The organism is Thermodesulfobacterium commune DSM 2178 (assembly GCF_000734015.1).
Taxonomy (GTDB): domain Bacteria; phylum Desulfobacterota; class Thermodesulfobacteria; order Thermodesulfobacteriales; family Thermodesulfobacteriaceae; genus Thermodesulfobacterium; species Thermodesulfobacterium commune.
In genome coordinates this window covers 1,482,440-1,503,210 of sequence record NZ_CP008796.1, presented here as the reverse complement: position 1 = coordinate 1,503,210, position 20,771 = coordinate 1,482,440, and the positions used below count along the sequence as shown (strand labels likewise).

At 36.7% G+C, this 20,771-nt stretch carries 18 protein-coding genes and 1 tRNA gene; 9 read left to right on the top strand and 10 right to left on the bottom strand.

The genetic code is table 11. The annotated features are described in order from the left end of the window. Nucleotides 1-15: 15 nt before the first annotated feature. From aroB to topA, 5 genes are all read right to left on the bottom strand, one after another. On the bottom strand, nucleotides 16-1,095 hold the full coding sequence (gene aroB, locus HL41_RS07615; RefSeq protein WP_038060543.1) for a 3-dehydroquinate synthase: 1,080 nt from the start codon (nucleotides 1,093-1,095) through the stop codon (nucleotides 16-18). Between the two features lies 1 nt (nucleotide 1,096). Then, the gene (trpA, locus tag HL41_RS07610) at nucleotides 1,097-1,900 is read right to left on the bottom strand and encodes a tryptophan synthase subunit alpha (RefSeq protein WP_022854813.1); all 804 of its coding nucleotides are present in this window, start codon (nucleotides 1,898-1,900) and stop codon (nucleotides 1,097-1,099) included. A 5-nt stretch (nucleotides 1,901-1,905) separates the two neighbouring features. Beyond that, nucleotides 1,906-3,096, bottom strand: coding sequence for a tryptophan synthase subunit beta (gene trpB, locus HL41_RS07605; protein WP_038060594.1), 1,191 nt, complete (start codon nucleotides 3,094-3,096; stop codon nucleotides 1,906-1,908). A gap of 734 nt (nucleotides 3,097-3,830) precedes the next feature. Beyond that, nucleotides 3,831-3,903, bottom strand: a tRNA-Lys gene (locus tag HL41_RS07600). A gap of 72 nt (nucleotides 3,904-3,975) precedes the next feature. After that, entirely contained in the window at nucleotides 3,976-5,634 is a 1,659-nt protein-coding gene (gene topA / locus HL41_RS07595; RefSeq protein WP_051754588.1) for a type I DNA topoisomerase, read from the bottom strand. Between the two features lie 224 nt (nucleotides 5,635-5,858). Here topA and HL41_RS07590 point away from each other — a divergent pair, with 224 nt between their 5' ends. Together HL41_RS07590 and HL41_RS07585 are read left to right on the top strand one after the other, a co-directional pair. Then, a complete protein-coding gene (locus tag HL41_RS07590) occupies nucleotides 5,859-7,403 on the top strand; it encodes an AAA family ATPase (protein ID WP_038060541.1) in 1,545 nt (514 codons plus the stop codon). 41 nt (nucleotides 7,404-7,444) lie between these two features. After that, entirely contained in the window at nucleotides 7,445-8,017 is a 573-nt protein-coding gene (locus tag HL41_RS07585; RefSeq protein ID WP_051754587.1) for a CDP-alcohol phosphatidyltransferase family protein, read from the top strand. Here the strand turns inward: HL41_RS07585 and mtaB are convergent. From mtaB to HL41_RS07565, 4 genes are read right to left on the bottom strand one after another with little or no spacing between them, the layout of a single operon-like run. After that, a complete protein-coding gene (gene mtaB / locus HL41_RS07580) occupies nucleotides 7,993-9,336 on the bottom strand; it encodes a tRNA (N(6)-L-threonylcarbamoyladenosine(37)-C(2))-methylthiotransferase MtaB (RefSeq protein WP_038060540.1) in 1,344 nt (447 codons plus the stop codon). The two genes, HL41_RS07585 and mtaB, sit on opposite strands and share 25 nt — an antisense overlap. A gap of 6 nt (nucleotides 9,337-9,342) precedes the next feature. Next, complete coding sequence (locus tag HL41_RS07575; protein WP_028842979.1) at nucleotides 9,343-10,137, bottom strand: ATP-grasp domain-containing protein; 795 nt, start codon at nucleotides 10,135-10,137, stop codon at nucleotides 9,343-9,345. Between the two features lie 46 nt (nucleotides 10,138-10,183). Then, nucleotides 10,184-11,158, bottom strand: a complete 975-nt coding sequence (locus HL41_RS07570) for a radical SAM protein (protein WP_022854791.1) — start codon at nucleotides 11,156-11,158, stop codon at nucleotides 10,184-10,186. After that, nucleotides 11,151-12,263, bottom strand: a complete 1,113-nt coding sequence (locus tag HL41_RS07565) for a 3-deoxy-7-phosphoheptulonate synthase (RefSeq protein WP_038060538.1) — start codon at nucleotides 12,261-12,263, stop codon at nucleotides 11,151-11,153. The genes HL41_RS07570 and HL41_RS07565 overlap by 8 nt, the downstream gene beginning before the upstream one ends. 174 nt (nucleotides 12,264-12,437) lie before the next feature. Here HL41_RS07565 and HL41_RS07560 point away from each other — a divergent pair, with 174 nt between their 5' ends. The 6 genes from HL41_RS07560 to HL41_RS07535 are packed head-to-tail and all read left to right on the top strand — an operon-like array spanning nucleotide 12,438 to nucleotide 18,929. Then, nucleotides 12,438-13,649 carry a glycosyltransferase family 4 protein gene (locus HL41_RS07560; RefSeq protein WP_038060536.1) on the top strand — a complete coding sequence of 404 codons (1,212 nt, stop codon included), beginning with the start codon at nucleotides 12,438-12,440 and terminating at the stop codon, nucleotides 13,647-13,649. Between the two features lie 7 nt (nucleotides 13,650-13,656). Next, complete coding sequence (locus tag HL41_RS07555; protein WP_038060534.1) at nucleotides 13,657-14,784, top strand: glycosyltransferase family 9 protein; 1,128 nt, start codon at nucleotides 13,657-13,659, stop codon at nucleotides 14,782-14,784. A 14-nt stretch (nucleotides 14,785-14,798) separates the two neighbouring features. After that, nucleotides 14,799-15,536 carry a lipopolysaccharide kinase InaA family protein gene (locus HL41_RS07550; RefSeq protein ID WP_144241986.1) on the top strand — a complete coding sequence of 246 codons (738 nt, stop codon included), beginning with the start codon at nucleotides 14,799-14,801 and terminating at the stop codon, nucleotides 15,534-15,536. A gap of 35 nt (nucleotides 15,537-15,571) precedes the next feature. After that, a complete protein-coding gene (locus HL41_RS07545) occupies nucleotides 15,572-17,131 on the top strand; it encodes a glycosyltransferase family 39 protein (protein ID WP_038060531.1) in 1,560 nt (519 codons plus the stop codon). A gap of 9 nt (nucleotides 17,132-17,140) precedes the next feature. Then, on the top strand, nucleotides 17,141-18,193 hold the full coding sequence (locus tag HL41_RS07540; protein ID WP_038060530.1) for a glycosyltransferase family 4 protein: 1,053 nt from the start codon (nucleotides 17,141-17,143) through the stop codon (nucleotides 18,191-18,193). Next, nucleotides 18,162-18,929: a hypothetical protein gene (locus tag HL41_RS07535; RefSeq protein ID WP_038060528.1), complete on the top strand. Its 768-nt coding sequence runs from the start codon at nucleotides 18,162-18,164 to the stop codon at nucleotides 18,927-18,929. The genes HL41_RS07540 and HL41_RS07535 overlap by 32 nt, the downstream gene beginning before the upstream one ends. Nucleotides 18,930-18,960: 31 nt before the next feature. On the opposite strand, the gene HL41_RS09880 is transcribed toward HL41_RS07535, so the two are convergent. Then, nucleotides 18,961-19,086 carry a hypothetical protein gene (locus HL41_RS09880; RefSeq protein WP_268745241.1) on the bottom strand — a complete coding sequence of 42 codons (126 nt, stop codon included), beginning with the start codon at nucleotides 19,084-19,086 and terminating at the stop codon, nucleotides 18,961-18,963. A gap of 183 nt (nucleotides 19,087-19,269) precedes the next feature. Here HL41_RS09880 and HL41_RS07530 point away from each other — a divergent pair, with 183 nt between their 5' ends. Beyond that, nucleotides 19,270-20,655, top strand: coding sequence for a methyl-accepting chemotaxis protein (locus tag HL41_RS07530; RefSeq protein ID WP_158506238.1), 1,386 nt, complete (start codon nucleotides 19,270-19,272; stop codon nucleotides 20,653-20,655). Nucleotides 20,656-20,771: the final 116 nt, after the last annotated feature.

Genomic DNA, 20,771 nt, shown 5'->3' with positions numbered 1-20,771 from the left:
ATATATTTTACAATTTTATCTTAATTCTTCTAAAGTTTCAAGGATTTTTTTGGTAGGAGGGTCTTCATAGAAGCAATATTTTCCTATACGCTTAAGAAGCACTATAGTCAGTTTCCCCTGAAAAACCTTCTTATCTTTTGAAAGGTGTTTTAACACTTGTTGAGGAGATAGATTAGAAGGAAGGCTGAGAGGATAGGAAAGATTCGCTAAAATATTTTTTAAAGGAGAAAAAACCTCTTTTTCTGCAACCCCAAGTTTTTCTGAAAGTTTTGCCTCGGCAAGCATCCCTAAGGCTACTGCCAGCCCATGAGGAATAGAATAGTTTAATTCAGTTTCCAGGGCATGTCCGATGGTGTGCCCAAAGTTTAGAACTTTTCTTAGTCCTGCTTCTTTTTCATCTTTGGAAACTACATAAGCTTTAATTTTACAGCTTTCATAGATAAGGTATTGAAGGTCTTCAGGGTTTAGTTGAAAAAGCTCTTCTCCTTTTTGAGAGATAAAAGTAAACAACTTATTTTTTAGGATACAGCCATACTTTATTACCTCAGCAAGTCCGTTTTGGATTTCATTTTTAGGTAAGGTTTTTAAAACCATGGGATCGATGTAAACCCTGCTTGGTTGGTAAAAGGTGCCGATAAGGTTTTTGCCTTCTGGCAGGTCAACCCCGGTTTTTCCTCCGACAGAAGAGTCTACCTGGGAAAGAAGGGTGGTTGGGACCTGTACATATTTTACCCCTCTCAGGTAGATGCTTGCCAGAAACCCTGTGATGTCTCCTACTACCCCACCTCCAAGAGCAATCAAAAGGTCTTTTCTGTCAAACCTTTTTTGAATAAGACTTCGGGCTAAAGAGATCACCGTGTCTATGGTTTTAGACCCTTCTCCAGGAGGAAAAGAGAAAATTTCAGCCTTGATTCCAGAGGTATTTAACTGTAATGAAAGCTTTTCTCCGTAAAGAGTTTTTACCGTGTCATCGGTTATAATAGCTACTTTGCCAAAGTTAAAAGAGGCTTTTAGGTCTTCGGCTATTTCATCAAAGATATGAGGTTTGATCAATATCTGGTAAGATGGCTTAGTTTTAACAGTAATTACAGACATGTTACAGATTTTTAAGGTTTTTCAAGAAGGTTTTTATTTCCTTAGGTGAGTTTTTCCCCTTTTCTTCTATGATTTTTACTATGGCACTACCTATGATAAAGGCGTCTGCGTAAGGATAGAGAAGCTTTATTTGTTCTTTTTTTGAGATGCCAAACCCAACGGCTAAAGGGAGATTATTTCCGCAAAGATTTTTAGTGATTTTTAGTCGATCTGCTAAGTCTTCTGGTAGAGAGTCTCGGGCTCCTGTTATACCTGTAATAGAAACGTAGTAAAGAAATCCTTTGGTGTGTTTAACAATTTTTTGGATGCGATCTTCAGAGGAGGTAGGGGTTGCAAGAAAGATGGTGGCAAGACCTGAGTTTTGGTTTGCCTTTATCCAGGGTTGGGCTTCTTCTATAGGTAAGTCCGGGATGATAAAGCCAGCAAGACCTGATTGTAAAGCATGTTCTACGGTTTTTTCCAAACCGAACCGGTAGATGATGTTATAGTAGGTCATGCAAACAATAGGATAAGGGAATCCTTTTTGATTTAGTCTTGAGATAAATTCAAAATAGGCTTCAAAGGTAGGTTGATGTTCAAGGGCTCTCACGATAGCTTTTTGGATGGTTGGACCATCTGCAACAGGGTCGGAAAAAGGGAAACCTAACTCGATACAGGCGGGTTCAACCTCAGCCAATTCCCAGAGGATAGCCTCTGTGGTTTCAAGGTCAGGGTCCCAGCAGCAGATATAAGGAATGACAGCTACATCACCTTTAGATTTAATGGTGTTTATAGCCTTTTTTATCAAAGAGGCGTTTTTTTCCATCAAGCTTAGTTCCCTTCCAAGTATTCTCTTACAGAGGCAACGTCTTTATCTCCTCTTCCAGAAAGGGTTATCACCACGATGGTGTCTTTAGGGAGGTCTTTAGCAATTTTTAAAAGATAAGCTACTGCATGGGCAGACTCTAACGCAGGGATGATGCCTTCTTTTTCAGAAAGTAATTGAAAGGCCTCAAGGGCTTCCTCATCGGTAACTGACACATACTCAGCCCGGCCTGAGTCTTTAAAATAGGCATGTTCAGGCCCTACCCCTGGATAATCAAGCCCAGGGGCTATAGAGTGAGCTCCTTTTATCTGCCCTACCCTATCTTGAAGTAGATAGGTAAGCATCCCATGTAAGACCCCAGGTTCTCCTACGGCTAAGGTAGCTGAATGATGGTCTGTATGTAAGCCTTCTCCTGCGGCTTCAACCCCGACAAGTCTTACCTGAAGGTCCTGCCTAAAGGGATAAAAAGTCCCCATGGCATTGGAGCCTCCTCCTACACAGGCAAGCACTAAATCAGGGAGACGTCCTTCTTTTTTTAGGATCTGTTTTTTTATCTCAAGCCCGATAATACTTTGGAAATCTCTTACCATCATAGGGTAAGGATGAGGCCCTACCACTGAGCCGATTACGTATAAAGTAGAGGTTACGTTAGTAACCCAATCTCTCAGGGCTTCGTTTATGGCGTCTTTTAAGGTTTGAGTACCAGAATAGACAGGGACTACTTCTGCTCCTAAAAGCTTCATCCTGAAGACGTTTAATTTTTGCCTTTCAGTGTCTTTAGCCCCCATGTAGACCACACAATTTAGGCCTAAAAGCGCACAGGCAGTGGCTGTAGCTACCCCGTGCTGTCCTGCTCCTGTTTCAGCAATGATCCGGTTTTTACCCATCCTCTTAGCCAGAAGAACCTGACCGATGGTGTTGTTGATTTTGTGGGCTCCGGTATGAAGAAGGTCTTCTCTTTTTAAGTAGATTTTGATCTTTTTCCCAAGGTAAGAGGAAAGATTTTGGGCAAAATATAGAGGGGTTGGTCTCCCGGCATATTCCTTAAGAAGGTATTGCCATTCTTTCCAAAAAGAGGGATCTTTTTTTACTTTAAGATAAGCCTTTTCCAGGTCGTAAAGAAGGGGAATTAAGGTCTCAGGGACAAACCTTCCTCCAAACTTCCCAAAATATCCTTTCCGGTTAGGAATCTTCATCTTGGTTTGATAGTATACTTCTTTTTTAGTTTTTGGCAACTTTTGGATTTTGTTTGAAAAGTGTATTTTTTTGTTTATATAGAAAAATTTTTCAAAGTCTTTGGTCATAGTGTTTATTTAATTGTGTCTACCAATTTTGGGTAAGAAGTCCCCTCCTAAAATTAGATATCGCTTCTTTAAATCCAGGTAAAATCCTACTCCTGTATCTCTCGTTCATCTCCAACAATACCAAATATACTACCTTGTAACTTGTAAACTGAATCCCCTTGAAATACCTCTATCACCTTAGCCCTCTTTCTACATCAAATAATTTATCACCGAAGAACTGTAATACTCGAAATCAAACGATACATCCACTATCCTCTTTCCCTCAGGCAAAACCTCAAAAGCTGCTTTTGTTTTTCTGATGCTTTAGTGGTAGATTTTTTTGCTGAGCTGATAAAGAAACACTTTCCTTTTGCCATACCTTTCTTAAAAGTTCTGAAGCTATTTTTCTGAGCTCTTCTTCCGTAAAGTCCTCAGATCTACCTATAACTTTCCATATTGTAACTTTTAGATTTATTTTTTTCTGATGTGAGCCCGAAATACAATTTTCCCCTTAATTAGATAGAGGTTTTTTATTCCTCTATACATTTCTATATACAACTTTAGAAGAAAAAAATCTGATAGTCCTTTGAAAAAAGGGTGTGGTATGGTGTGGTGGTGTGGTTGAGTGTTCTGAGTAAAGGAAAAAATGGGCCGTGGAGGACTCGAACCTCCAACCTATGGATTAAGAGTCCATTGCTCTACCGTTTGAGCTAACGGCCCAGATGATATTTTTAAATTTACTCTTTTCTCTTTATTTTGTCAAGGCAGGTTTAAAAATAAAATTTATCCTCCCTATGTGGAAACCCTCGAAGGAAAACGACAGGTCTTTATCAGTTCATAGGCCTCTTTTACTACACTTTCATAAGTAGCTTCGCCCCTGGCAACAAGGTCAAGCTTTTCTTCCATCTCTGCGGTATATTTATAGTCCATAAAAACTTTAGCTCCTTCTAAAAGTAAGCGACATACCAATCTTCCTAATGGGGTGGGTTTAAGTGACTTTCCTTCTTTTTCTATGTAGTTCCTTTTAAACAACACATCCAGGATGGTTGCATAGGTAGAAGGCCTTCCAATCCCTAAGCTTTCAAGTTTTTTTACTAAGCTGTGGGGGGTATATCTTTCAGGAGGTTTGGTCTTATGTTCTCTTATTTCAAAAGAGAGCACCTTGAGCTGGTCTCCTTCTTTTAGCCCAAGAGGTAGGTCATAGTTCTCTGTTCCTTTTAAAACCTTTAAAAATCCTTCAAAAACCAAGGTCTTACGCTTGGTAACCAAAAACCATCCTTTAGGTAAAAGATCTTTTCCAAAAACATAGGTTAACTCCAAAAATTCCGCCTGACTCATTTGGCTTGCTAAGAAAAAGTTTTTAATCAACGTATAAAGGGCCTTTTCTTTTGAGGTTAAATTTTTGGGCTCTTGGAAAAGGTTGGTAGGTCTTATGCATTCGTGGGCACCTTGTTCAAACTTAGAGGCTTTAACTCTCCTTTCCTTTCCCAGATATTTTTCTCCGAAATTCGCAAGGATAAAATCCTTAGCAGCCTTTTTGGCTACAGGACTAACCCTTACCGAATCAGTCCGCATATAAGTGATCAATCCTTTTTCATAGAGAGCCTGAGCAAGTGCCATCGTCTCCTTGGGACTAAACCCTAAGGAACTTCCTGCTGCCTCTATAAGGGTGGTAGTTTTTAAAGGATAAGGAGGTTGTTTAAGAGCCTTTTTTTCGGTTATGTTGTCTAACGAAAGGGTTTTACCAGCTAAATAATGGTAAAAAAAATCCTCTAACTTTTTAGGGTCTTTGTCTTTATATAGCTCTTTTTTAAACCATAAATCGAGTTCGTAAACGTTGTTATTTTTATCTTTTACCTTAACCCTTAAGGAAAAACTGGTTTCAGGGACAAATTTTTCTATCTCTTCTTCACGTTCAACAATCAGCCTCAAAGCAGGACTTTGAACCCTTCCTGCTGAAAGAGGAAGGTTAAGGGCTTTAGAAAGTTTAGGAGAAATTAGATATCCTATGATACGGTCTAAGACCCTTCTTGATTGGTAAGCAAGGTAAAGCCCTTTATCAAGGTCTCTTACAGAATTTAAGGCCTGTTTTACCCCGAACTCAGTAATTTCTATAAGGTCTACCCGTTTAAAGATTAAGTTTTTGTTAACAGAGCTTAGGTATTCATAGAGGTGAAAACTTATGGCTTCTCCCTCTCGGTCTGGGTCGGTAGCTAAATAAACTTCTTCAACTTTAGAGACTAATTTTTTCAGGTCTGAAAGTATCTTTTTCTTTGAACTTATATAATAAAAAGAAGGGTGAAAGGTGTTTAAATCAACTCCTAAGGTTTTCGGAGGCAAGTCTTTAATATGACCAAAGGTGGCTTTAAAGATAAAGTCTTTTGAAGATAAAATCTTTTGTAAAGTTTTAACCTTGGTTGGAGATTCAACTATAAAAAGCTTTTTACCCATTACCGTGTTTTGCCTTAAATTTTTTAGTTAATTCCCTATGTACTACCGATCAAAACAATCTGATTCATCGATGAAAGAATTTTACAGGTAAATAACTTTCTTTTCAAATCTTAAGATCGGTAATATCAGGTATTTTTAAAATAGCACCATCTAAGTTTATGGCAACCGTTGGCTATTCTGAGTTTTATTTTTAGAATATAGAGGTTAAAATAAGGCTAAGGATTATGAAGGATATTGAGTTTAATCCACAGTTTAAAAAGGCCTGGGAACTTGTTGCCAACTCTCATCAAAATCTTTTAATAACCGGTCGTGCTGGGACTGGCAAGTCCACCTTTCTTAGGTATTTAATAAAAAAACTTCCTAAGTCTATGGTAGTCCTTGCTCCTACTGGGGTTGCGGCTCTTAACGTAAGGGGACAAACCATCCATTCGTTTTTTGGTTTTAAGCCAGACATAACCTTAGATAAGGTATATCGGCTTCAACCCAACGAAGATCTAAGAGAGGTTTATAAACACCTTAACACATTGATTATCGACGAAATTTCTATGGTAAGGGCAGACCTTTTTGATTGTATAGAGGCTTTTTTAAGAAGATGGGGCCCTTCCCCTAAGAAACCCTTTGGCGGAGTTCAGATGGTGCTTATCGGAGACCTGTACCAACTACCTCCGGTGGTTACCTCAAAAGAAAAAGAAATCTTTAACCATCTTTATGAAACACCTTATTTTTTCTCCTCTAAAGCCTTTAAAGAAACCCCTTTTGAGTTTATCGAGTTTGAGAAGGTCTATCGTCAAACTGACTTGACTTTTATCGAAATCTTAAACCAGATAAGAAACGGGATGTTAAAAGACGAAACTTTAGAAATACTTAATCAAAGGGTAATACCTAATTTTGAGCCTGAAGAAGACGAGGTATATGTCTATCTTACCACCACCAACGCTAAAGCAGAACAGATAAACCTTACCAGGTTAGAAAGACTTCCAGGCAAATCCTTTGAGTTTTGTGGCAAGATCCACGGTAAGATAGAAACAGAGGATTTACCAGCTCCGTTAGAATTAAAGATTAAAGAAGGTGCCCAGGTAATGCTTGTAGCCAACGACCCTCAAGGTAGATGGGTAAACGGAGACATAGGAAGGGTGGTATACATAGACCCTGAAGAGCAGTTAATAGAAGTAGATTTACAGCGAGGCTATCTTGTTGAGGTAACTCCTTTTAAATGGGATATATATGAACATTATTTTGATAAAACCTCTTCTAAAATAGAGGTAAGATCTGTAGGACATTTTGTCCAGTTTCCTTTAAAACTGGCCTGGGCGATAACCATCCATAAAAGTCAAGGTCTAACGTTTAAAAACCTCGTAATAGACTTAGAAAGAGGCACCTTTGCCCATGGACAGTTATATGTCGCTCTTTCTCGAGGGATTAGTCTTGATGGGATCGTGCTTACCAAACCTGTTAAAAAGAGCCATATAAAGTTAGACAAAAAGGTGGTAAAATTTTTAACAAACTTTCAATATATCAAGGCAAGCGAAAAACTTGGCTTAAACGAAAAAATTGAAGCCATTAGAAAGGCTATAGAACAAAACAGAGAAATAGAAATTGTTTATTTAAAAAGTTCAAACATAAAAACTTGCAGAAGGATTGTGCCTTTAGAAATGAAAGAGATGAGTTATCAAGGTAAAACCTTCCTTGGTCTAAGAGCTTTTTGTAAACTTCGAAGTAAGGAAAGGGTTTTTAACATAGAAAAGATCCTTGAAATTTCCGAAGTCTAAAAACTTTATTGTTTTTAAAAATACGGTATTATTTAAAATCTATGAACCTTATGTTAAAAGACATGCTAAAACTTCCCAATCTTTTAAGCCTTTATCGACTGATTCTTGCGATAGTTTTTCCGATTTTATGGACCAAAAATCTTCCGGTTTATGTGTTTTTGCTTCTTCTTCTGACAGGGGGACTTAGCGATGCTTTAGATGGATTTCTTGCCAGGACTTTTCACTGGGAAACCAAGCTGGGAAAGATCCTTGACCCTATAGCAGATAAAACGTTTATAAACGTGATGTTTTTCTTGCTTTATTATGATCGTCTTCTACCTTTTGATTTTTTTGTCATCGTTTTGATTAGAGACTTAGGTATTCTTCTTGGGGCTGTTTATCTTTATTTACGGTCTTCAAAAAGGATAGAGTTTCAACCAACCTACTTAGGAAAGGTTTCAACTGCCTTACAGATAGGGTTTATCTTTACCTATCTTTTCCATTTGCTGGTCCTTCGGTTAAACCCTACGTTTATTTTTGTGTTTGGCCAGCTGGTTATCTTTTTTACCTTAGCCTCTGGTTTTCATTACACCTTGCTTTTTATTAAGATTTATAAGACTTCACCTAATAAATAGTCTCCTTCTTTAGCTATAAACCTGACCTTTAATACCTTCCCTTTGGCTAAACATAAACCTTGAGGTAACATGATTTTATGGGAGATGTAGTTTTCTGAAAGGGCTTGAGCCTCAGTTTCTTTGATGGTCTCAACCACCGCCCTTCTAATTTGGCCCACTTCTTGGGATAAAAAAACTTCCCTTTTTTGGCTCCCTAAGTTTTTTAAAAAGTTTACCCGAGATTTTATTATCTCAGGGGGGACCTTTGGGGTTATTTTTTCTGCTTGAGTGCCAGGCCTTGGAGAAAAAGGGAAAACATGGAGCCAGTTTAAAGGAGACTTTTCTATAACTTCTTTGGTTTTTTGAAAATCCCATTCATCCTCTGACGGAAATCCTACGATTACATCTGCTCCAAAGGTTGCCTGGGGATAAAGATTATAGAGTTTTTCTAAAACAGTTAAATAATCTTTAGCGGTATAGTGTCTGTTCATAAGGGCTAAGATTCTGTCAGAACCACTCTGTAGAGGGATATGAAAATGGGGGGCTAAAAAGGCACTGCTTTTAGCAAACTCTAAAAATTCAGGGGTTATTTCTGTTACTTCTAAAGAAGAGAGCCTTAAAATCAGGTCTTTTTTTTGTTTCTCAAAGAGTTTTTCTATTTCCCAAAGTAAATCTGGTAGATTCTGTTTGGGCATCAGATCTTTTCCCCACTGCCCAAGATGGATCCCTGTAAGTACTATTTCTTCGTAGCCAGCAAGCAAGACTTTCTCGATTTCTGCTAAAACCTTTTCTAAAGGCAAACTCCGAGGCGTTCCTCTTGAATAAGGAACTATACAATAACTACAAAATTGGTCGCACCCATCCTGAATTTTGATAAAGGCCCTTGAGCGAGAAAAGTATCTTTCTATAAAAAGGGCCTCAACTTCTTTTTCTTTAGAAAGACCTTCGATAAAAACCTTTGGTTCAGAAAAGGTATAGCCTTTTAAAAAAGGAAGTTCTTCTAAAAAGATGTCAATTTTTAATTTTTCTTTCTGCCCTAAGAGAAGAAGATTTTTAATCTGAGCCTTTTCTCCCCAACCTTTAAGGTTATCCGGATAAGCCTGAGGGTAACAACCTGCAACGATGATTAAATCGGGGTTTAACTTATTCCATCTTTTAATAAGCTTCCTTCCCTCAGCTTCTGCTCTTGCGGTAACTATACAGGAATTAAGGATGAAAAAATCAGCTTCTTCCTCTTTTTCAGTCAGTATATACCCTTTTTTTGTGAGTTTTTCTACGATGTAAGCACTTTCTACTTGGTTTACCTTACATCCTAAGGTTTTGATAAAAAACTTTTTCATGATTTTTCATAAAACTTCTTCTAAAAATTTTTTGATAGCTTTTTTGAGTAAGGTCTCGTAGCGTTTTTCTCCTAAAGCTCGCCTTCCAAAGGTAAAATTAAATTCGTTTACCAGGGGTTTTTTGTCTTTAAAAAGAAAGTCTATGGCTACCAGATTAAATCTTGTTTTGGCTATAATTCTTTTGGTAAGTTCAACCACCCTTCTTTTTAACCCCCGTTGAGGAGGAGGGATTATGGTACCTTCTTGCACCAGGTTTTTCTTAAACCCTCCTGCCCTGAAGAAAACCAAAATGGTATCCCCAATAACCACACTTCTTGCGTCAAACTCCTCAGGTATGTATTCCTGGAAGACCACCCCATATCTACCAGACCTCTCCCAAGTCTTAAGCGTAGGTAAAAAGTTGTAAAAATCCTCTTTAGTTTTTAAGAGAAAAACCTCTGTCCCCTCATCTCCCCAGTTGCCTTTAACCACCACAGGAAAGCTGAGTTTTATTCCCTTGCGATAGGGGTTTTCTTCTAATCCACAAAGCCTTGGCAATACCACACTCTCTGGATGAGGAAGTCTTAGGTTTTTACACATAAAAATTTGTCCGATTTTCCCAGGATATTGAAACCTTAAAGTATATTCAGGAAAAACAGGAACACCTGAATTTTTTACCAAAAAATAAAGGTCTGAAGTAACTGTAGGAGGGAAGATCACTGCCTTGGCTTTGGATAAAAGGTCAAAAAAATCCTTATCTAAAGGTTCGAACAAAAAATAGTTAACATCACCTTTAAAAGTAGGCAAAAAGGATATAATCATAAGGACTTTATTTTACCTCTATTTTTTAATTTTACTACTTTAGGGATTAAAAGACTAACTCAATCCTTGCTTTGGGACAGGTTGCACAAACCGGTGGTTTAGCTCGAGAAAGATGAGCCTCTCGAAACTCTTTATATTCCTGTTTATTCCATATAGCCTTAAGGGTTTCTTGATGGATGTTACCAAAATAGACGTTTGTTTTTTGTTTGACTGGAATTCCTGTAAACACGCATGGGGATACCATTCCAAGGGAGTTAATGAAAAGGCTTTTTATCGGGTTTTCGCTACATACCCTTCCTTGAGAACAAGGCGACGGTAGGTTGAAAATCATCTTTAAGCCCAAGGATTTAGCTTTTTCAGCCACTTTTTCAGCCCGCTTTTTAAGGAGGTTAAAATCCTCTTCAGTTTGAGGAGCAAGACATTCCTCCTCTAAATCTTTAGAGGGGACGAAATCAAGAAGGCTAACTATGATTTCTCTTATACCATATTCTGCCAAAAATTCAGGTAATCTTTCCAGTTCATACTCGTTTGATCTGAGAAGCATGTAAGCTATATGAATTTGAGGATTTTGCTGTTTTAACGTCTTAACAGAGTTTATGGTTTCTATAGCTTTCAAAACCTGATTAAGAGAAGTTCCTTTTCTTAAACGGTCGTTGGTTTCTATCCCTGCTAAAGAAAGGGCTAAAACGTCAACCTTAGAAAACACTATTTTTTCTGCAAGGTCTTCGTTTATTAAGGTGCCATTTGTGGTAAAACCTACTTTAACTCCCTGGGCTTTAGCCAGCCTTACCATCTCAAAAAACTCAGGATTAAGAAGGGGTTCCCCCCAGCCCTGTAGATAAACAAGTTTAGTTTTTTTAAAATAAGGAAGGAGTTTCTTAAAAGTAGCTAAACTTAAATTGGCCCCTAACCAGTCTTTTCGCCAGACGGTATGGGGACAATAAAAACATTGTGCATTACACAGACCTGAAACTTCTATCTGTATCCAGTCAAAAGAAGGTAAAAAAAAGGCACTAAACACCCTTATCTTTTACCAACTTTTTAAGCTCTAAGTAGGTTTCTCTCACCTTATATACATACTCAAGATAAAGAGGAAGCTCCTCTAATGGCAAGGCCTGAGGCCCATCACATAAAGCCTTTTCTGGGCAGGGATGAAACTCTACCAGGATGGCATTGGCTCCGGCAATTACCCCCTGTGCAGTTATATGATAGATGTCTCTAATACCATCTGGAGCTTTTACTCTGGAACCTATAGGATGAGAAGGGTCTATGCATACAGGCAATCTGGTAAGTCTTTTGACTACAGGAACATGGGAAAAATCTACCAGGTTTCTATGGGGGTCTCCTAAGTGAGTTCTAACACCTCTTAGGCAAAAGATGATGTTGGTATTTCCTTCTGAGGCTATGTATTCGGCGGCATTCAGGCTTTCCTCTAAAGAGAGTCCATATCCTCTTTTGTAAAGCACAGGAAAATCTAACTGCCTGCCTACAGCCTTTAACAACTCAAAGTTTTGGGCGTTTCTTGTCCCTATTTGTAGGATAACCCCACAAGGATGGCCTGTTAGGTCCAGGGCTTCTCTAATTTCATCTATATGATGAGGAGAGAGCACCTCCATCACTATTACTTTAATCCCATATTTTCCTGCTAAGTCAAACAGCCAGGGAAGGCATTCTTTCCCTAAGCCCTGGAAGTCATAAGGCGAGGTTCTTGGTTTATAAGCCCCCATTCTAGCACAACACACCCCGTTCTCTTTTAAAGCTTTAAAAATAGCTTCAGCATTCTCATAAGTATCTACAGCACAAAGCCCTGCAAAGATATGGAAGGAATCTTGGCTAAATTTTAGGTCTTTATAGGTGAACCCCAGGTCAGTAAGAACCCCATGCCTTCCTATCAACCTATATTTAGCAGTAACCTTTATGGCTTTTTCAACCCCTGGTAAGCTTTCTATATCTTCCTGAGACACCATATAGTCTTCTCCTATCAGGTGTACTTCAAGTAGCGTACGAGTAACCCCTTTGTTTTCGATCACCTTGATATGTAAATGGGGAAATCGTTCGAGATATTTTAATAGAGAATGAAACTCTGGGCTTTCTTGAGTAACGTGAGGTTCCATAATGATGATCATGATAAACCCTCCTCTAAGTCTTCGATTAAACTTTTTTTAACTTAAAATTTTAGTTAATACCTATTTAAAAAAATTGCAACCCCTGTTTTTTGCTGTTTCAGAGGCTTTTAAAAAACTTTTTTCAAGCTATATTTAATTTTGAGTTTGAATAAAAACTAACGAGTTTGAAAACATATGAGCCATAAGATCCTAATCTTTGATACAGGAAAAGAATGGGGCGGAGGGACTGTTTCCTTAATTGAACTTTTAAAACGCATAAATAAGGAAAAATATTATTTTACTGCTTTGTTTTATCACAACTATAATAAAGGGTTTGAATCTAACGTTCAAAAAGAGCTTGAAAAGTTAGGGGTAAAGTTTATTTTGTTGCCACAACAACCTAAATCGTTGAAAACCAAATTGATAAAGGAATTTTTGAGAGTTCTTCTGTTTTTCAATCAAAAATTAAGAAAATATGCAATTTTTTGGGTAGATTATTTCTTTCGCATAAAACCTAACGCCAAAATTATCGCAAAAATTGTAAAAGATTTAAAGATAGACTTGATATACATGAACAATCAGCCTGCAACCAATCTTGAAGGAATCTTAGCTGCAAAAATGACAAATGTTCCTGCTGTGCTTCATTGTAGAACAATACCTAAGTTAAATAAATTTTTAATAAAACAAACTAATCTCTGGTTAGAAAAAATAATCTGTGTTTCAGATGGCGTAAGGAATTTTTTGGTAGAAAATGGTATTTTCTCAGAAAAATGTGTGGTGGTTTACGATGGAATAGATATACATTTAAAACCTTCTATGCCTCCTAACGAAATAAGAAAAAATTTAGGCATTTCTGAAAAAGATGTCGTTATAGGGACAGTTGGGACTTTACGTAAAATAAAAAGAGTGGATGATTTTATTGAGGCAATATTTTTGTTAAAAAAGCAAGTCAAAGAACCTTTTAAAGCAGTTATAGTAGGAGATGGCCCAGAAAAGGAAGAGTTGATGAAATTGGTTAGAGAGAGGAATTTAGAAAAAGAGATTATTTTTGCTGGTTTTCAGTCTGACCCTATTTCGTATATTAAAGCCTTTGATGTGTTTGTGTTGACATCAGAAAGGGAGGGATTCGGTCGTGTTATTTTAGAATCTATGCTTATGGGGAAACCGGTTGTGGCCTCAAAGATACCTGGAGTTCTTAGTTTGGTGATAGATGGAGAGACAGGTTTTCTTGTTCCCCCTAAAAATCCTCAAGGATTTACAGAAAAAATTTCGCTGTTGATAAAGGATCCTCAGTTGAGAAAAAAACTAGGAGAACAGGGAAGAAAGAGGATTTTGAAGAATTTTTCTATTGAAAAATATGTAGAGGGAGTAGAAAAAGTTTTCACAGAAGTTTTAGGAAAAAAGTAAACTTGATATGCTTTACCTATTGTTAAGTTACCTTTTTTATCCTTTAATCCAGTTTATTATCAGTTTAAAGAATAGAAACAAAGAATTTCGAAAAATTTTGGTCATTCAGGCTGCAAAAATAGGGGATTTTATTTGTACTACGCATGTGTTTAGAGAGATTAAAAAAACCTATCCTGAGTCTCGTTTAACTGTAATGGTTAATCCTGTGGTAAAAGAACTTGCAGAAAATAATCCTTACATCGATGAAGTTGTTTTTTTTTCACCCAAGGACTATAAAGGGTTTTTAGGTAAGATCAAACTTGCCAATCATATAAGAAAAGGAGAATATGATTTAGGTATAGCACTTAATCCGAATGTACCTTTTACCATAGGTCTTTTATGGGGGTTGGTTCCTACAAGGATTTCTATATTGCCTAATTTTTGCGGGTTAACCTTTCGCCTTGCCTCTAAATTTTATACCTATTTAGAAACTCATGTTTCAGGTCAGCTGGTGGTTGAAACCTATTTAAAACTCTTAGGAAAGATAGGAATCCAAAGCAACAACCTTTTTAAAGAAGTTTATAAAACTTCAGATGCAGACAAAAAGGTAACAGAAGTCTTACAAGGTATAACCAAACCACTTGTTGGTATAGCAGTTAGTAGTGGAAATAAGCTTAAGGAGTTAGAAAACGAAAAAATCGCAGAAGTTATAAATAAAATTTTACAAGAAAAAGATTGTTATTTCGTTTTGGTTGGATCCTCTCAAGATAAACATAAAGCACAAGAGGTATTAAAACTGGTTAAAAATAAAGAAAAAGTTTTAGATTTGACAGGAAGATTTAGTTTAGGAGAACTACCAGCCCTACTAGAAAGATTTTCTGTCTTTATAGGAGTTGATACAGGAATAACCTACATGGCAGATGCTTTAAAAATTCCTATTGTTTACATCCCGGGACCCATAGACATCTCTGAGCAACATCCTACAGAGAGTAGAATATTTTGGGTTAGGGAAAACCTCAGTTGCGCACCTTGTAGTTTTGTTTTTAAAACCGTTAGCTTTTGTAAAAACAACATAAGAACCTGTGTTAAATTGATAGACCCCGAAAAAATCGTAGCCGGAGTTAAAAAATTTTTAGAAACTTCTAAAGAAAATTGAATAAAATATTAAACATGTATGTTTCAAAGATCTCTGATTTTGAAGTTGTTGATGCACATTTGCCGTTTTTTTATAAAATTTTCGACCCTAATTTGTTAAGACTCAACCTCCCTGCTCCTTTTTTTGAACGAGAAAAACGCTACAGACAAATCAAAGGTTATGAGGTAAACGGACAGAAATTTTATATCAAAATCTATACTGCCCACTTTGAGGAGGCAGAGGCTGAGTGGGAAAATCTTTTAAAACTAAAAACTTTAGGGTTTTCTGTCCCTGAACCTTTTTTCAGGCACAAATCTTTCGATAAGGTTAAAATAGCAACCTTTGCCCTAAAAGGAGTCCCCCTTTCAAGTTTAATACCAAAGAGCCAACAAAACCAAGAAAATTTACTCTACAGACTTGCAGAGCTGATTTCAAGAATGCATTTAAAAAATTTTTTTCATCAAGATTGTTATCTAAACCATTTTTTCTGGGATGAACATAGCCAAAACTTAGGGTTTTTAGACGTATCAAGGGTTATCAAAGATCCCAAAATTCCCCTAAGTTATCAAATTAAGGATTTAGGCCAGCTTGGCTATTCTTTTGAGGAGTATTTTGGAAATAGCGGACCGATCCTATTTGAGAAGTTCCTATCTTATTATTTAGGTCTGGTTAACCAGTCTTCTAAAGGGTTGCTAAAATTTTTAGTAAAACTCAAGGTCTGGTTAATCAGAAGAAGAACACTCAAAGCCAAAAAAAGAGGAAAAAAACTATAATTTTAATTTCTTGAAATTAAGCTAAAATAGCGGGTATGAAAGACAGGATTGATAAAATCGGGATAGTAGTTTTACTCGTTGGATTTGTCCTCAGACCCTTCGAGTTCTGGTCGATAGAGCTTATTTCTCGCGATTCTCCCCTTTATCTTTATCAGGCGATGGTCCTTGCTACAGGCAATCTCAATCTTTTAGACCTTTGTGGCCTTTCTTCAAGGATCAAAGAAATTAACCTCTTTTCAGTTGCGATCGTTCCGTTTTATTATCTTTTTAGAGATTGGGAAGTTGCAGGAAAGTTGGTTTCTTTTGTCTCAAGCTCTCTTTCTTTGGTTTTGCTTTATTCAATCATGAGAAGAGTTTTTAAAGCTCCTATCCTTTATTTAGTTTTATTAGCCTATAGCTTTAATCCAACCTTGATAAAAGAGTCTGCAGAGGTGATGAGGGAGTCTTTTTTTACCTTTTTAGTCCTTTTGGGAGTCTGGTTTTTTATAAAAGGTTATCAGGAGTCAAGCAAAAAAAAGGTTATTCTTTTTGTGTTAGCCAATCTTTTCTGGGTTTTATCTTCTTGGGTAAGGATTGAAGGAGTATTTCTCATAGGGTTAACTTTCTTGTACCTTCTTTTCTGTTTTATCTTTGGAAAAGACAAAAAATCAGCCTTAAACACCTTGGTTAGCTTTTCTATAATACCTTTTATCCTTCTTTTAGTGGGTATAGGTTATGTAAGTTTTTATAAAGGGTTTTTTTTGGTTGAATTAAAGGGCAAGCTTTCTTGCTTAAACCCCTTTGAACAGCCCTTCGCAAAAGAGTTAAAAAACTTCAGGTATTTAGACATTCCTATGCCTTCTCCTTATTTCTGGGACATTTTAAAACAGAACCTTTGGCTGATTGCCTTTGGAACCACTTTTTTTTATAAGTTTATCCCTGCTCTACACTTCCCTATCTTTCTTTTATTTTTAGCAGGGTTTAAAAACTTAAGAAGTTTTCTTAAGGAAAACCCTTTAACTACCTACTTTTTGGTAGTTTCAGTGGGATATTTTGTGGGACTCTGGTATTTTACCTTTGCTAAATGGTATATGGAAAAAAGATATATGTTGCCCCTTCTCTATTTTGTAAGCCCTATCGTGGGATTAGGGATTCTTAACGTTAAAGCCTTTTTAGAACGGAGATTTAGGCTTTCTTCTAACAAGATTATAGGACTTCTTATGGCCTATATCATAATTTTTTCAGGTATTAAGGTGTTTCAGCCAGAAAGGGTAGATAAATTAGGGATTAAACAGGTAGCCTTAGATATAGCAAGGTCTCTTCCAGAGGAAGAACTAAAGGTTTGCTCGGAAAAAGCCTGTAAAAATTTAGTTTTTACCAGAGAAGGAAGAATTCTTTTCTATGTTTCAAACTACAAAAAAGTTCCTCTGTGTCCCGCAATCGAATGGCGAGATTTTTATGTTAAACTTGGGAAAAAACCTGTGGATGAGGTGGTAAACTACATCACTTCTAAAGGATATAAATTTGCTATCCTGGAACGAGAGATATTTAAAGAAAACACCTTTGTGTTAAAACAACGGTTAGAATCCTCAGGTATCAAAGTTTATGTTTTATAGCGTTTTTGGATGAAAAAAATCATTCTTTTAAGGCCAAAAATAGGTTTTGGAATCGGAGGGGCTGAGGCCCACGCAGCAAACGTAGCCTTAAAGCTTTTAGAACGAGGGTTTAAGGTAGGACTAATTGCCCATACCATATCTTTCCCAGAAGAGATCCTAAAAAATTTGGAGCTATATCAGGTAAAATGGAAAGGCTTTGGGTCAGTACCCAAACATCTTTTTTTTATCTATCAAGCCAAAAAAATCCTTGCCAATCTTTCTTCTTATAAACTCATAAGCTTTTTTCGCTATCCCTATCCTTCTGACCTCTTTATCCTTTGCGACCCTTTGATAGCCTTTTTACAGCAACAAAAAGCTTCAATTTTTAGACGTTTTAGCCTTAGATATAAAATCCTTCTAACCCTTGAAAAAAAAGCACTTATTAACGCAAAAAAGGTGGTTTCTCTTTTTTGTCTTGGCAAAGAGTTGATCAAACAGTTTTATCCAGAGGTCTACAGTAAAACTGTAGTTTGTCATAGGGGAATGGATTTTAAAAGATTTAACCCATCTTTGAAAAAGCTAAAAACAATTTATAGAAAAGAAAAAGGCTTTGACGAAAAAGATTTTTTGCTTCTTTTTGTGGGGTATGATGCCAAAAGGAAAGGGCTTTCTCTTTTGATGGAGGTTTTACCAGAGCTTCCCGAAAGGGTTAAGTTACTTGTTGTGGGGAGAGAAGGAGTCTCAACCAGAAGGGTGCGTTTTTTAGGTAAAATTCAAGAAGTAGAAAAATACTATGGTATGGCAGATCTTTTTGTTCTTCCTACGAGGTATGACCCTGGAGCCATGGCAACGCTTGAAGCTTTAGCTACGGGAACTCCTGTGGTTACCACTTTTTATGATGGGACAAGTGAGTTTGTTAAGGAGGGACTTAATGGATTTGTGGTAAACCGAACAAAAGAAGACTTAAGGCAAGCAATTTTAAAGGCCTTGAGCCTTAGGTTTGATCCAGAAAGGATTTCGCAAACTGTAAGTCATCTAACCTGGGATAGTTATGTGGACTGCCTTATTTCCCAACTGGAATAGTTTTAGGTTTTACTTTTTTTCTGAAGAAGCTAAAGGGGTTTTTAATCAGCTTAAAACAGCCCCCTTTTTGGCTAAACCTAATAAAATTACTCCGTCTCATCTAAACTTTTTGATATCTTTGGAATCTTCCGGAAAAATAGACTTTTTTCTTAAGGCGTTTATCCCCAGGTTTTTTAAAAAAAACAGGGTAAAAAGTTATTTAGAGGTAGTAAAATCCTTTAAAAAATTAGAGGTCCCTATAGTCGAACCGTTGTTTTTGTTTTGGAAAAGTCCTCAGGTTGCGTTTCTTAAAAAAGAGACCTTTTACGGAGGAATTGTTTTCCCCTACCTTCCAAAAGGCTTTTTAGGTTTTAAGGACTTCTTAGGAAGAGAAGGACTTTTAGAAGATTTGGTCAGGTTTTTGTTTGGTCTTCATCAAAAGGGTGTTTTTATAAAAGATACTAAGTTTAATAATTTCTATCATACAAATGAGGAAGGGTTTAAGATTTTTGACCTTGACGGGGTAAGGGTGTATAAAACCCCACTCGATAAAAAGCTCCGTCTAAAAGACCTATCAGCCCTTGCTATGACTTTAGAATGGAGTGGTATGAAAGGGGCAACAAAACGCATTTGGGAGGTTTATGCAAGCCTTTATTCAGGGTTAATCCCAAAAGACTTTTGGTTTTTTAGTAAACAGGTAGAAAAAAGAAGAAAAAAAAGAGAAAAACATTTTGCCCTAACCCGCAGCACAGTTTAACCCCAGGGTTAGATCAAAATACCTTGTCTGTCTACTGCTTCATTAATGCTGCTTCGTTAAAACCTTTTTCACTTCCTAAGACACACTTGAACTCTCCATCATCCTCTGCTAAAAGTGTATTAGCCAAAAACTCTTTCTTACCCCTACTGTCAGCCAAATAAACACACCTACTTCACCTTGTTTTTCAAGTATCCCAAAAAATTATCAAAAAATTACAAAATTTTACAAAAATCTACAGTTAAGCCATCTTTAAATCTTCAAAAAATCAAAACATTTTTCTGGCATTAAATTTGAATATCTACTATAAGACCATCGATTGAAGAGTTCAAAGGAGATGAGGATGTTTAAGTTTTTAGTTAGCTGGAGAATGGGTAAAGATTTAAACAAAAATGGGAAAAAGTCTTACAACAATCATTTTATGAAAGAGATAATAAGAAACGCCTTAAACCTTGTGGAACTTGCGCCTTTAATCAATAAAGAATCAGAAATTCTTAATGAAGTTACCAAAGAACTTAACCTTGAGATTAAAAGCATTAAAAAGGAAGTTAACTCTTTAAAAGAAACAGCCAGCCAAATTTCTTTTTCCTCTATGGAAAACTTAAAAAGGGTGGGTATAGTTAATGAAAACGTGGAACACATAAAAAGAAGTTTTAAAGATACAGAACAGAGCATGCTTTTTGTTAAAAAAGCTGTAGATGAGCTTGTTGAGGCCACTAAAGAAATATATAATACCGTTGAGATTATATCCACTCTTACCAAAACCATAAACAAGATTGCTGATAAAACCAAAATTTTAGCTCTAAATGCTTCTATAGAAGCTGTAAGAGCAGGACAAAATGGTAAGGGATTTGCGGTAATAGCTCAAGAGGTGAGAGAGTTAGCCCAGGCAACCACAGAAGCTACCAAAGATGTTACCATAAAAGCAAAAGAAGTTTTTGGCACCATAGAAAAAATAAAAGAAAAAATGTGCGCCATAGACCATCAAGTTCAAAGAACCTACAACCTTGTTTGTTTAAACCGAGAAAAGTTAGAAGAAATTAATCAACCTATTAAAGAATTAAATCTTAATGCAGAAAGTCTAAGTGAAGTTTCAGCTAACCTTGACGGAACCACAGCTACTCTTTCTAATACCATCTCCAAACTCTCTGAGCTTATCGAAAAAACCACTCATTCGTCTTCAACATTAAAAACCTATTCAGAAAGGCTACACTCCTTATCAGAAGAGCAAATTTTAACAGTTGGAAAGGCCAGGGTTGACCTCTACGACTATGCAAAAGAAATAATTCAAGAAGCTGCTTCTTCGTTTGAGCTAAGGTCTATGCATAGACCTACCATGGAAAACTATCTAAAGAGATTGATACAACAACATGAAATATTTGAACTTCTTTACATCACAAACGACCAGGGCATCCAGATTACAGACAACATTGCTCGTTGGGATTTCAGAGCAGCCTATGGTTCAACAGGATATGGAGAAAACTGGTCAAGTAGACCATGGTTTATAAACGTAAAGGAAAGCCTTGATACCTATATTTCAGATATCTATGTCTCCTTAGCCACCAATTCTTATTGTCTTACCATTTCCTGTCCTATCTTCGACGATAAACACAGACTGATAGGGGTGCTTGGTGCAGATTTAGATCTAAAGAAGGTTATAGAAGGTGATAGATCATTAACTCAAAAAATAAATGGCCTGGATAAAGTTGATACAAAAACCCTCTCTTAAAGATGTCTAACTAATATCCATTTTGAGCTTCTAAAATAGATTTCTATCTCCAGTTTTACCCATAACTACTAAAAGGACCCATCCCTTTTTTACACTCACCCCCCTTTTAAACCTTG

Excerpts from the sequence above, each read along its gene's own strand:
- aroB (WP_038060543.1), bottom strand. The coding sequence starts at position 1,095 with ATGTCTGTAATTACTGTTAAAACTAAGCCATCTTACCAGATATTGATC.
- trpA (WP_022854813.1), bottom strand. The coding sequence starts at position 1,900 with ATGGAAAAAAACGCCTCTTTGATAAAAAAGGCTATAAACACCATTAAA.
- trpB (WP_038060594.1), bottom strand. The coding sequence starts at position 3,096 with ATGAAGATTCCTAACCGGAAAGGATATTTTGGGAAGTTTGGAGGAAGG.
- topA (WP_051754588.1), bottom strand. The coding sequence starts at position 5,634 with ATGGGTAAAAAGCTTTTTATAGTTGAATCTCCAACCAAGGTTAAAACT.
- HL41_RS07590 (WP_038060541.1), top strand. The coding sequence starts at position 5,859 with ATGAAGGATATTGAGTTTAATCCACAGTTTAAAAAGGCCTGGGAACTT.
- HL41_RS07585 (WP_051754587.1), top strand. The coding sequence starts at position 7,445 with ATGAACCTTATGTTAAAAGACATGCTAAAACTTCCCAATCTTTTAAGC.
- mtaB (WP_038060540.1), bottom strand. The coding sequence starts at position 9,336 with ATGAAAAAGTTTTTTATCAAAACCTTAGGATGTAAGGTAAACCAAGTA.
- HL41_RS07575 (WP_028842979.1), bottom strand. The coding sequence starts at position 10,137 with ATGATTATATCCTTTTTGCCTACTTTTAAAGGTGATGTTAACTATTTT.
- HL41_RS07565 (WP_038060538.1), bottom strand. The coding sequence starts at position 12,263 with ATGATCATCATTATGGAACCTCACGTTACTCAAGAAAGCCCAGAGTTT.
- HL41_RS07560 (WP_038060536.1), top strand. The coding sequence starts at position 12,438 with ATGAGCCATAAGATCCTAATCTTTGATACAGGAAAAGAATGGGGCGGA.
- HL41_RS07555 (WP_038060534.1), top strand. The coding sequence starts at position 13,657 with ATGCTTTACCTATTGTTAAGTTACCTTTTTTATCCTTTAATCCAGTTT.
- HL41_RS07550 (WP_144241986.1), top strand. The coding sequence starts at position 14,799 with ATGTATGTTTCAAAGATCTCTGATTTTGAAGTTGTTGATGCACATTTG.
- HL41_RS07545 (WP_038060531.1), top strand. The coding sequence starts at position 15,572 with ATGAAAGACAGGATTGATAAAATCGGGATAGTAGTTTTACTCGTTGGA.
- HL41_RS07540 (WP_038060530.1), top strand. The coding sequence starts at position 17,141 with ATGAAAAAAATCATTCTTTTAAGGCCAAAAATAGGTTTTGGAATCGGA.
- HL41_RS07535 (WP_038060528.1), top strand. The coding sequence starts at position 18,162 with ATGTGGACTGCCTTATTTCCCAACTGGAATAGTTTTAGGTTTTACTTT.
- HL41_RS07530 (WP_158506238.1), top strand. The coding sequence starts at position 19,270 with ATGTTTAAGTTTTTAGTTAGCTGGAGAATGGGTAAAGATTTAAACAAA.